General features: G+C 42.2%; 5 protein-coding genes. 1 reads left to right on the top strand and 4 read right to left on the bottom strand.

Annotation, left to right across the window (positions count from 1 at the left end):
* The first annotated feature begins 44 nt into the window (after positions 1-44).
* Positions 45-4892, top strand: coding sequence for an NAD-glutamate dehydrogenase (locus JMX48_RS10100; protein ID WP_201537347.1), 4848 nt, complete (start codon positions 45-47; stop codon positions 4890-4892).
* A gap of 89 nt (positions 4893-4981) precedes the next feature.
* Here the strand turns inward: JMX48_RS10100 and JMX48_RS10095 are convergent, their stop codons facing one another.
* The 4 genes from JMX48_RS10095 to cysG all read right to left on the bottom strand — a co-directional run bounded on the left by JMX48_RS10095 (position 4982) and on the right by cysG (position 12838).
* A complete protein-coding gene (locus JMX48_RS10095; protein ID WP_201537345.1) occupies positions 4982-8827 on the bottom strand; it encodes an AAA family ATPase in 3846 nt (1281 codons plus the stop codon).
* A gap of 84 nt (positions 8828-8911) precedes the next feature.
* Positions 8912-10522 (bottom strand): exonuclease SbcCD subunit D C-terminal domain-containing protein, encoded by a 1611-nt coding sequence (locus JMX48_RS10090; RefSeq protein WP_201537343.1) that lies wholly within the window; start codon positions 10520-10522, stop codon positions 8912-8914.
* Positions 10523-10598: 76 nt separating this feature from the next.
* On the bottom strand, positions 10599-10880 hold the full coding sequence (locus JMX48_RS10085) for an SH3 domain-containing protein (protein ID WP_201537340.1): 282 nt from the start codon (positions 10878-10880) through the stop codon (positions 10599-10601).
* 362 nt (positions 10881-11242) lie between these two features.
* Positions 11243-12838: a siroheme synthase CysG gene (gene cysG / locus JMX48_RS10080; RefSeq protein WP_201537337.1), complete on the bottom strand. Its 1596-nt coding sequence runs from the start codon at positions 12836-12838 to the stop codon at positions 11243-11245.
* Positions 12839-13107 lie beyond the last annotated feature (269 nt).

Here is a 13107-nt window from a genome sequence, read left to right as displayed (position 1 = left end):
CACCAATAAATGCTAAACCAAACCTGTAAAAAAGGACGAAGGACATGCCAAACTCTCTCGGTATCGCAAAAGAGCGCATAAGCCAGATAAGCGATATTGCTACCAGTTATGTACAAAAAGATAAATCATTATTTGACCACTTTATTCATAGTTATTATGAACCATTATACCAAGAGACCGCTGAAAACATCAGCAATACTGACTTGGCAGGTATGGCATTACATCATTTTACGCTACTCAAAGCCTATGATGGTAGTAAGCCACAACTGACTGTGCTAAATCCAATGGCAGAAGAGCAGCATTTTCATAGCTCACATACTGTCATCCAGATTGTTGCTTATGACAGACCATTCTTAGTCGATACTATTTTGATGAGTCTTGAAGCAGAAGGTATCGACGTTCATCGTACTTATAATATTATTATTAGCGTCGAGCGCAATGATGACGGACAAATCACAAATATTAAAGGCGCAGATGAAAGTGCGATCTCTCATTTGTCTTTGATTCATTGCGAAATTGCTTACCAAGATTCTGAAAACTTGGAAGCACTACAAAAAATGCTGTTAACCAAAATCGATACGCTAGATACTGTCGTCGGTGATTGGAAAGAGATGCGTGCCAAGCTCACTGATATTCAAATTGAGCTATCCAAAAAGCCATTACCAGAAGTATTTTATTCGCAGCAAGAAATACAAAATTTCTTAGATTGGATATTGGACGATCATTTTATATTTTTGGGTTACCGCGAATACCGTTTAGAAGGAGGCCAAGCTGTTGAAGTCGATGCTGAACCTGCTGATTTAGATTTATTTGCCATTGGTAATAGTGGCCTTGGTCTATTGCGTGGTGCTGAACAAGATAAGTTATCAGAAAGCTTTACCCAGCTACCTAAGATGTTAAAGCAGCTATTGACTGAACCGCGAGTATTGATGCTTTCTAAATCAAGCCGTGTATCGCCTATACATCGCTCAGTATATATGGACTTTTTGGGTATTCATAAGTTTGATGACAATGGCAAACTGGTTGGTGAATATCGATTTATCGGTCTTTTGACATCACAAGCTTATCAGCTTACTGTACAGCAAATACCGCTATTGCGTGAAAAAGCCAATAAAATTATGAAGATGGCAGAATTACCACGTGATGGACACGCGCATCATAAGCTGATGCACGTGATTAATACCTTACCGCGCGATGATTTGTTTCAAGCCAGCGTAGAAGAGCTGTATCCTATTGTTTCTGGTATCAGCCAATTACAAGACAAAAAGAGTCTACGTCTGTTCAGCCGTATTGATCATTATCAGCGTTTTGTCTCATGTTTGGTCTATATTCCGCGTGATAAGTTCAATACTGAGCTGCGTATCAAAGTACAAAACGTCCTAAAAGAAGCTTATGGCGGGACATCATCAGGCTTTACGACTGAGTTCAACGAATCTGCTCACGCTCGTGTCCATGTTCATGTACGTACAGTGCCAGGTCAAGTAAATGACGTCAATACAGAAGCGCTTGAAGCCAAGTTATCGGCACTAATGCAATCGTGGAATGACAGCTATCAAAAAGTGTTGCTCGATAATGTAGGTGAGCAGCAAGCCAATGCGTTAAATCGTCGCTTCTTAAACTATATTCCTGCCGCTTACCAAGAGCGTTTTGATGCTCGTACTGCCGTTGAAGATACCAAACGTTTAGCAGTACTGACCACAGAGCAGCCAATGATTTGGCATTTGTATCAGTCAACAGGTGACGCAAGAAATCAGCTACATCTTAAGCTTTATGGTCGTGAGCAACCGGTTATCTTGTCCAAAGTATTGCCAATCCTTGAAAACTTCGGGGTGTCGGTCATTTCTGCTCAGACTTATGAGTTTGACTTACCAGAGCAGCCTATTTGGATGCAAGAGTATGAGTTGACTTTAGAACATGTCGATACCGTCAACATGCAAGTGGTGCGCGGTCAGTTTGAAGACAGTCTAAAGCAAATTTGGGCAGGACGAGTTGAAAGTGACTCTTTCAATGAGTTGGTATTAGTTACCAAGTTAGATACTTATGATGTGGTCGTACTTCGAGCATTATCACGCTATATGATGCAAGCAAAAGCACCGTTCTCTAGTGCTTATATTCAACAAGCTGTCGTAAAAAATAGTGATATTAGTGTGGCCTTATGCAGTCTGTTTGATGCGCGCATGAATCCTAAATACAGTGAAGATGCCCGCACAGAGCAGACAGCGACAATTCAAGAACAGATTAACGTCGCCCTTGCAGATGTTGATAGCCTAGATGAAGACCGTATCTTACGTTGGTATTTAGACTTAATTAACGCCATGGTACGCACCAACTTCTATCAGACGGATACCGATGGTCTACGCAAAGATCGTCTGTCGTTTAAATTCTTGGCAGCAGACATTACAAACTTACCACTACCCAAACCGATGTTTGAGATATTTGTTTATTCTCCGCGTGTTGAAGCGGTGCATTTACGTGGTGGAAAAGTGGCTCGCGGTGGTCTGCGCTGGTCAGATCGTATGGAAGATTTCCGTACCGAGGTGCTTGGTTTGGTCAAAGCACAGATGGTAAAAAATGCGGTTATTGTCCCTGTTGGTTCAAAAGGCGGCTTTATCGTCAAAAACAAAACCATGGCAGATGGTCGTGAAGCGTTCCAAGCCGAAGGTATCGCCTGTTATCAGACGTTCTTACGCGGTATGCTTGATATCACAGACAACATTGTCGATGGTCATATTGTCCCGCCAGCCAATACCGTGCGTCATGATGAAGATGACCCATATTTGGTCGTTGCTGCTGACAAAGGGACTGCCACTTTCTCTGACATTGCCAATGCCTTGGCTGCAGAATATAATTTTTGGCTTGATGATGCCTTTGCTTCTGGTGGTTCAGTAGGTTATGACCATAAAGCGATGGGCATCACAGCACGCGGTGGTTGGGAGTCGGTCAAGCGTCACTTCCGTATGCGCGGCATGGATATTCAGAACCGTGATGACTTTACCGTGGTTGGTATTGGTGACATGAGTGGAGACGTATTCGGCAACGGTATGCTGCTCTCAACTCATACCAAGCTGGTTGCAGCCTTTAACCATCTGCATATTTTTATCGATCCCAATCCAGACACAGAAGCTTCTTACGCTGAACGCGCCCGCTTGTTTGAGATGCCTCGCTCATCGTGGGGAGATTATGAAAAATCACTCATTAGCCAAGGTGGCGGTATATTCTCACGTCAAGACAAAACCATTGCCATCAGTGCAGAGATGAAGGCAATTTTTGATATTAAAGAAGACAAGTTAGCACCCAATGATTTAATCACCGCGTTGATGAAATCGCCTGTCGATCTCATTTGGAACGGCGGTATCGGTACTTATGTCAAAAGCGCTAACGAAACTCACGCTGACGTCGGTGACCGTGCCAATGACGCGCTGCGTATCAACGGTAATGAGCTGCGTGCAGCCGTTGTAGGCGAAGGCGGTAACTTAGGTTTTACCCAGCAAGGACGTATCGAATACGCCCAAACGGGTGGCCGCATTTATACTGACGCCATTGATAATTCAGGCGGCGTTAACTGCTCGGATCACGAAGTCAATATCAAAATCTTACTTGGTAAAGTCGTCGAACAAGGTGACATGACTTTGAAGCAGCGTAATGAGCTGTTAGAAAGCATGACTGATAATGTGGCAGAGCTGGTATTACGTCAAAACTACTTACAGCCACAAGCGATTGAGCTTAGCCAGATCGTTGCGGCAGCAAATTTGAGCGAGCATCAGCGTTTTATTCAGATGTTAGAAAGTGAGGGTCGTCTTGACCGCGCCATCGAATATTTGCCATCAGATGAAGAAATTGCAAAACGCCAAAAAGCAGATACTGGTCTGACCAATCCAGAGCTCGCAGTCGTGATGGCTTATGGCAAAATGTGGGTTTATGACAACTTGTTGTTATCTGATTTGCCAGATGATCCATACTTTATCAATGAGCTACGCAAGTATTTCCCTGATGAGCTGGCCTCACGCTTCTTTGATGAGATGACTGAGCATCGTTTGCATCGTGAAATTATCAGTACTTATTTGACCAATAGTGTGGTCAATCGTTTAGGTATTGAAGCGTTGTTCCGCCTTTTTGAGGAGACAGACCAATCACTAGCTACCATCATTCGTGGGTATGCGATTAGCCGTGATGTCTTTAATGTGTCAAAAGCTTGGAAGACGCTTGAAGCGCTGGACAATCAAGTCGATGCTAAGTTACTACTAAATCTTGAGCTGCGTCTGCGTGATGCGCTTGAACGTGGTGTGATTTGGTTTATCAATGCCTTTGGTCAAGACTTGCAAGTCGCTGACATGATTAGCCGCTTTAGTAACAGTGTTGAAAAACTCACCAAGTCAGGCGGTTTTATTGAGCAGCAATTTGCACAATATTTGCAGGAAGATACCACGAGCTTGATGCAAAAAGATCTGTCTAATATTGATGCAGCGTTGTTTGCAATGCTGCCATATCATGTCGATGCGCTTGATGCAGCACTGCTTGCAGAGCAGTATGAGCGTCCTGTCGATGAGATTGCAACATTATACTTTGAAGCGTATCAAGTATTGCAACTAGATTGGATGATGGATAATATCGCCAGCTTACCGCAGCAAAATTATTGGGATCGCCGTGCCCGCCATGCATTAGTAAATGAGTTGTCACGTAGCTTGCGTCTGCTTATGGATGTAGTGTTGTCGAAACCAGATGCGAAGCAAGCTTTTAGTGAATGGCGCTCACGTCATTTAGATCAGCTGGCATCGGTAGAGAACGAAATGCGTAAACTTGATGACCTTTATAGTAACGATGAAAACAGTGAGGTGAGCTTATCAACACTCTCAGTATTGATGAGTGAGCTTAGTGGTCTAGTGACTAAATAAGCCGGTCTATGGTTTATAAATAGCTTGTTAATAAAAACCACCGTTATTCATTAGCGGTGGTTTTTTATTGTTCAATAAATAATGACGTTTTAATTGACGATTTTTTGGCAGCCTTGGCCTGTGATCTGGCTAAAGCCGCCTGAAAGTTTTTCAACTTTAATTTGAGTTAAAATACGATCTTTTAATGCCTGAACATGCGAGATTACCCCGATTAACTTGCCTTCTTGTTGCAAGCTGGTCAGCGTATCAAGCGCAATATCCAATGACTCTTCGTCAAGTGTGCCAAAACCTTCATCCAAAAATAGCGAGTCGACGCGAATATTTTGACTGGCCATCTGCGAAAGTCCCAGCGCTAGTGCTAGGCTGATAATAAAACCTTCACCACCCGATAGGTTTTTGGTACTGCGAATTTCACCACCTTGATAGTTGTCAATTACATTAAGCTCAAGCGGACTGTCGTCATCGCGAATCAATAGATAGCGATCACTCATTTTATGCAGTTTGGTATTGGCCTGATTGACCATCAGATCAAAGGTAAGACCTTGGGCAAAGGTACGGTATTTTTTACCATCAGATGAACCAATCAATTTATGCAGTTGCTGCCAGACTTGTAATTTTTGTTTTTGAGCACCAATGGCATCATGCTGTGCTTGCTGGCTATCTTTTTTCTCATCATTGGCTTTGAGCTGCTGACTTATCGCACCAATCGCTTCAATCCGCGTATTGACCTCATCTTGTACTTGTACCTGTCTTTGGATGAGCGATTCTCTATTATCGGTAGTAGGCGGCTTGGCCTGTTTATCTTTGAGTGCTTTTTGGGTATCGGCCAATAAAGATTGCGCCTGCTTTAACGCATAGTCGATATGTTGCTGCTGCTGACTGAGTACATTACGCTCATCAATAGGCAGACGGGCTGCAGTAAAATCAGCTTCATCAATGAAATCAGAAGCAATTAACGCTGACTGAAAAACAGTTTCTTGGTTATCAAGCATATCGATTGCTGGCGTTATCTGTTCGGTCACGTTTTTATTTTTATCAAGTAATTGTTTGAGCGTGTATTCAGCACTATCCAACTGTCTTTGTGCATAAACGTGCGTAGTTTGTGCCTGTTCTAGCGCCGCTCGTAAGCGATTGTCTTCTTCTTCAGGGTTGTTATCAGCAAAGACATCATGTCTATCTGCTTTTAATTTTTCAAGTGCGGCTGTTTTTTCTGTCAATAATAGAGCGAATTTACTAAGCGCATGTTCCTCTTTATCAAGCTGAGTTTGCTTGGTTTCGATTTGTGTTTCTAAGCGATCAAGTACTGTTTTTAGAGTTTGTCGTTCCTCTTTAAAACCGTTGAGCTGATTCTTTAGGTCTAAAATGGCGCTATGATACTGACGCAGTGTATCAATATGTGGATCATAATCCGCTTCGGTTAGTATGACTTGCTTATCGATGCTATCTGTCAGTGGTTGTAATGAAAATGAAGGCGCCAAGTCTGACTGAGACTTGTCAGCGAATTTTTTATTAAATAAATATTCTGTTAGTAGCTGTGATATGGCATTTTGCAGAACCTTTAACTCAGAAAAATTGTCATTAGACTTTTTATTGATACTGTCTATAGTCAAGGAGCTGACTTTGATATTATTTTCAATCTCACTAATATCACTTGCCAGCTTATATTGCTCTTTCTCTATACCGTCTATTGTGTGACGAAGCGTGTTGAGTGAGTCGTTAAGTGTCTCGTAGCGAGACAACGTCATTTTTAGAGAATTTTTACGTGTCGCAAGCGCATCTCTTGTGCTATCTAGCAACGCTAATGTATCTGCCTGAGTATCCATCTGCGCCAGCGGTTGTATCATTGTGGTAATAGACGGAGATTTTGTTTTGCTTAATGCTGCAGTAATTAACTGGCTGATATCCGCATCTAATTGTTGTATTTGGTCATCAAGCAATCTTTGCTGCTCTTGGCGCTCTTTCATTCGATGTTCTTTGGTCGCCTGATTGATGCGCAGCTCGGATAGGGTTTCGTCTAAATCAGCTATGGTCGCATCCAGCGCTGTTATCTGTTGCTGCGTCTGAGTTACTTCATTATCTTGCGCTAAATGCGTCTGATTTTTACTATAAGGATGCTCTAGCGCACCGCATAGCGGGCAAGGGTGGCCATCTTTTAGATCAGAAATATAGTCTTCTAATTTGGCAACTTTTTGTAGTAAATGTAGCTGGGTTTGTTTGTCTTGACGCTTGTCTTTAGCGTCGTTAATGGCTGACTCGTTACGGTTTATAGCATTAGCGATTGTTGCAAGCTCATCATGGAGGACAGGAAAATCTGCCTCTATTTTATTAGATTGTACGCTAAGCTCGTTGAGTCGTTGAGTCTTGAAGTGGACTTGTTCAAGTTGGCTACCAAGGGTATCAATCTGCTCTTGCTCGTCTCGTATATCAGTCAAGGACTGCGCTTGTATTAATGCGGCTTGCTGTTGTTGCACTGACGTCAAATCATCCTGCGCTGCTGTTTTTGCAGTATTTTTTACCCCTTGCTGTTGCTGCAAGACATCGAGATTGGTTTGGTGATGTGCTATTTGATTTTTTTGGCTCAAGTTGTCATTGGCCAAGACCGCATTGTTTTGTAGAAGTAGTTTTAGGCGACTACAATGACCCTTAAAGTTGGCAATATCACTGTCGATATCATTTAGGGCAGTTGCGTCATTAAGATGCTGCTCTATGACCACCAATTTTTTTTGAGTCGCATCAGCATCTTGTTGATGTTGTCCTATCTCCTGACGTAATCCTTGGGTGCTGGTCGTTAGGGTTTGTTGACTTTGCTGAGTGTCTTTGAAGGTATGCGTTAGCTGTGCAATGTCTGCATCAAGTACGCGTGCTCGTTTAATCTTAGGCGAGGCAGACTGCCATTCTTCATCAGATGCTTGTGCACTATTCTGTGCTTGTTTTAAATGTGTGGATGCTTGCTTTACATTATCTTGCTGCTGCGGTAACGTCTGATTAATCTGCTGCTGCTCGTTTTGCAAACGTTTTAGATGATCGCGACTGTAAACCAATTGGCTGAACTGACTGTCAATCTCCAGTGCTTTATTGGCAGCGCTTAGCCGCTTGGCATCATCTATAAAGTCTTGCTTGGCTTGCTGAGCATGCGCTAGGTCGTTGTGGTAAGTACTTAATTTTTCTGTTAACTCTGCAACGCTATCAAGCCATTTAATCTTTTCACTCAAGTCTTGAATGGTTTTTTGTTGTTTGTATTGAGCGTCTTGATGAGACTGTAAATTGGCTTTTAACGCATTTTCGTCGTCAGTGTCTAGCAGCATCAAGCCATCTAAACCGTATTGTAATTTACTAAGAACCTCTTCCTCATCGCGTTTTTTTTCATGGACGTTCAATGAGATTTTGGCGTAGATATCTGTACCTGTTATTTTCTCTAAAATGGCTGCTCTATCGCCAATATCTGACTTTAAAAAAGCGGCAAAACTGCCTTGTGCCAACATGATTGAGCGGGTGAACTGATTAAAATCCATACCTATTAAGTCTTGGATATAGGCCGATGTCTTTGATTTTTTTTCTTCTAAAATTTTGCCCGTTTTAACTTCACTAATCTCATGTTTAATTGGTAATAGATTGCCTTTGGCTTTTTTATGAGCACGATGTTGATACCATGAGCATTGATATCGTTTGGTGTCTATCTCGATGATGACTTCTGCTGAGCATTCGCCCATGCCTTGCGTCATAATCTCATTTGTCGAACCAGTAATATCACCCAATCTTGGTGTTTGGCTGTATAACGCCAGACAAATGGCATCCAATATAGTGGTCTTGCCAGCGCCTGTCTGCCCAGTAATGGCAAAAATGCCTTCATTGACAAAGGCGGCGTCACTAAAATCAATGTGCCATTCGCCTTTTAGAGAATTGAGGTTTTTGAGTCTGAGTTCGATTAGGCGCATGGATGAATCTTATGATTAGTGGTGTTAGAAAATACAAGAATTTGAGAGGTGTGAGAAGAGCTGGATGATGAAATATCAGTTATATCATTCCGCCCGACTGTCCTCATGATGTAGGTTGTAAAGTATTTGTCCATAAGCATCGCGTAATAAGTCTTTTTGCGAGTCAGGCACATCATTGATCGTTAAGCACCGCTCAAACACGTCCATTTCATCTAAATCCTGTAGCGTCTCAGAAGCTTGCGGTTGATTAAGGACTTTGTTATAAATACGCGTATTCTTAATTTTCAATACCTCAAACGGTAAGCCATCTACTATCGCCTGAATATGTTCACGTAAGTCACTGACGATATCATCACCTGTATAGATAATCTCTAACCAAATGGACTCAGTTTGGCTAAGCGATTGAATCGTTTTTTCGATTGCTATTAAGTCGCCTGATATTTGTGCCAGTTGTTGAAATTTTGGGATTGGTAAAGAAACTACTCGCATCTGATTCAAATCTTCTTGATGCAATACTGTTGCAGTTATATTAGAAGTGGCTGAACTTGCTGATGTTTGCTTGATATTTTGATCTTGCAGATTGATAGTGTTTTCTTTGGCAGTAGCAGTAGGATTTGCTAATTTATCACTTTCTGTTGACTCATCAAAGCCAAATAAATCATCCATGAAGCTATTTGCTTGATCCACCACCTTTTTAACCGTTTCTTTTGTGGGTACTACTGTTGTGTCTGTAGAATCTACCTCAGAGTGCTCTAAAGCATTTTCAGCTATGGTTTCTGAATCTAAATTATTTTTATCAGAATCCTTTAGCGCGGCAACGAACTGTACGAGCAATACTTGTTTTTGTTGCTTGGCTTCACCAAAGCCCATGGCGATGGGCGAGCCTGAATAGCGAATGCTCTCACGACCACCGACACGCTGCGGTACATGTAAATGCCCAAGGGCGACATAATCAAAGCTTTCATTAAACATATCTGCTGATACTTTACCGAGCGAGCCGACATAAAGCTCACGAACACCATCGTCATCGGTGGTTTTGCCGCCAGCAGCGAATAGATGCCCTGTGGCAATAATAGGAATATGACGTTGATGTACTTTGACTAATTGGGCTTGTTTGGTTTTGGCAATATGAGCGACTTCATCATAGTGGGCGCAGATACCTGCGATAACATTGGCATCTTTGGTTTGACCTGACTCGCCAGCTTGACTGCTGCGCACATCACGATCACGCAGATAGGGGACAGCAGCAATAATACAATGGGGATTGCCTTTTGCGTCGTCTAATACCAACACCTCATCATCTAAATCCTCACAAGCAGTACCAATAACATGAACGTTTAAGAACTTGAGAACATTGCTTGGCGCGTCCAAGAAGGTAGGGGAATCATGGTTACCTGCGACGATGACGACATGTTGGCAGCATGATTTTGAGACTTGACCCAAAAACTCATAATACAACGCTTGAGCTTTATTACTAGGTGTCATAGTATCGAATATATCACCAGCAACGATCAATACATCGACTTTTTGGTTGGTAATAGTATCTTGCAGCCAATTTAGAAATGCTTCAAATTCACTGTAGCGCAATCGCCCATACAGTCTTCTCCCTAAGTGCCAGTCGGACGTGTGTAGAACCGTTAAGGGTATCGTGCGAGTGTCTGACGATACGGGTGGATCAATATGAGATATGGGCATAATTAAGCAATAATAATTGGCAGTAAGAAGTCTTTATTTTAGCAAGAATTTTTAATATTTGCTGGGGCAGGTATTATCAATAACAGCTGACAAATTCTCTAAAAACCCAACCAATATAATTATCGTTTTTGGCATCAAAAATTAAAACCCATGGCTTGCCTTTATCGTCATAATCTAGATCTGTGATATAGACGACTTTGCCATTACTCAACTTTCCTGTCACTTTGCCCGCGGCACTACTGCGTACATTAAGCTGACTTCCTGTTGGATCAGTCACCTTGCAAGTTTGGGCTTGGACTGGCATGATGAATAATAAAGATAAAAATGACAATGCTAATAATGTCTTAGTGAATGTCATGCTCATTCTCCTTAAATTTAATAAATGCTATTGATGAAAAACCATAATATTTATAAAAATGATAGCACTTTTTATACAACTTAAGTCAACTTTATATTTTATGATTTTAAGTATAGTCGATGCACTATAAGAAGAACACAGCGCGACTGGAATGAATTTTGCGCAGCCTCTGTGATAGTAGCAAGTAAGGAAAATGTATACCAATAGCGCATTTAAGCTCGTATAACGATTTTATTTTCAGCTGACTATAAAATAACATAACTATTTTAAGCCATAAAAAACCACACTAGATAATCTATCTGTGTGGTTTTGATTTTCATGATATTTTAATCAATCGCTAATGGCACTAGACTCTCAGAGCGCTATTGTTCAGCCAAATTAGCGACCATCGATAGCGCATGTGCTTGCTGGCGTGCAGACGGTTTTGTATTTTTATTGGTAGCAAAGGAGCCTTCACGTAACCAGTTATCCGCGCTGGTATCACTGTTTTGATTATCCTGATTATACCAAGACAAATCGTGATGTAAGCTGACTACATTGCCCATGATAAGTAGGGCAGGCGTTGGTAATTGTGCTTGCTCTTGTTTGGCAACAATGGTTGCAAGTGTGCCAGTCAATACTTGCTGATTGGCCATACTAGCATTTGATATGATAGCAATTGGAGTATCGCTACTGCGTCCTGCGTCAATTAAGCCTTCGGTCAAGCGTGCCAGCGAATAAAGACCCATATAAAATACGACGGTCTCATCGATATTTAAAAAGCTTTTAAAGTCGTTATTAGGCGCACCTGCCTTTAAAAATCCAGTGACAAAACGCACTGATTGCGAATGGTCACGATGAGTCAGAGGAATACCTGCATAGCTTGCCGCTGCATTGGCCGCCGTGATACCGGGTACGACCTGATACGGAATACTGTGGGCGCGCAGACTTTCAATTTCTTCGCCGCCGCGTCCAAAAATAAAGGGATCGCCGCCTTTTAGTCGCACCACACGTCGACCTTCTTTGGCACTATTGACCAATAATTCATTGATACCGAGCTGTGCTACGGCATGGTTGTTGCGTTTTTTACCAACGAATACCTTGTCGGCATCACGGCGGCATAGATCTAACACTTGCGGTGATACCAGCGCATCATAGTAGACAATATCTGCTTGTTGCATCAAACGCAGCGCTTTAAACGTGAGCAATTCTGGATCACCTGGACCTGCACCTACGATATAAACTTCACCTACAGCCGTTTGCGCTTCTGTTGTCTCGTCTAAGATGACGGAGGCAGACGCTAGAGCTGCTATCGTTTTTTTATTGATAGCGGCTGCGGTACTATCTAAATCGGCTTGCAGTTGCGCGGCCGCTTCTTTTTCATTACCAGCAAACATCAGCTGACTTACTTGGCCTTCAAATGCACGCTCCCAAAACTGCCGACGTCCGGTGAGCGTAGGTATTTTGGTTTTGACTTCAGCGCGGAAATCACCTGCCAGCTTGGCCAATTTTCCGTAGCCTTGTGGAATCAAGGTTTCAAGACGGGCACGCAATAGACGGGCGAGCACTGGCGCTTTGCCATTGGATGAGATGCCAATCACGATTGGATTGCGATCTATAATCGCCGGAAAAATAAAATCACATAAATGCGGGGTATCGACGACGTTTACAGGAATATTCAGCGCGGTGGCATCGGCATGAATTTGATGATTCAGCGTCTCATCATCAGTCGCAGCGATAATGACGCGAGCGCCTGACATATAGGTTTTATTATAATTTTCATAAACCAATTCATGCTTGGCTTCGTATTTGGTAGGGCTTAATAATTCTTGTATCTCATCGCTGATATTTGGCGCAAGGATGGTAATACAAGCGCCTGCGCGACTGAGCAAGTCGGCTTTACGTAGTGCCACTTCACCGCCACCCACGATAAGCACTTTGCGGTCTTCTAGTTTAAAAAATAGCGGGAAGGTGTTCATAGCGTCACCATTTATTGATTTTATTGAAGAGATGCCGTCATTATGAGGGATTGCAGAGGTACTCTCACGTAGTGAATTGGCATTAGCATATTCGTTTTTGTCATGATAATAGTGATTTTTGGTGAGAAAGGGAATAGAGAGACTGGATAATTGGTGGATAAATATTTGTTAATTATGAAAATATATTATTGATGGTGCCCTAATTGTCTGTATTTAAAAAAGAGTACACCATCGAGGTGGAAAAAACAATAAACGATATTTAACCGTCT

This window comes from Psychrobacter immobilis (assembly GCF_904846225.1).
In the GTDB taxonomy this organism is placed as follows: Bacteria; Pseudomonadota; Gammaproteobacteria; order Pseudomonadales; family Moraxellaceae; genus Psychrobacter; species Psychrobacter immobilis_F.
Note: the sequence above shows the minus strand (reverse complement) of the source record. Positions and strands in the feature narration are given on the sequence as shown.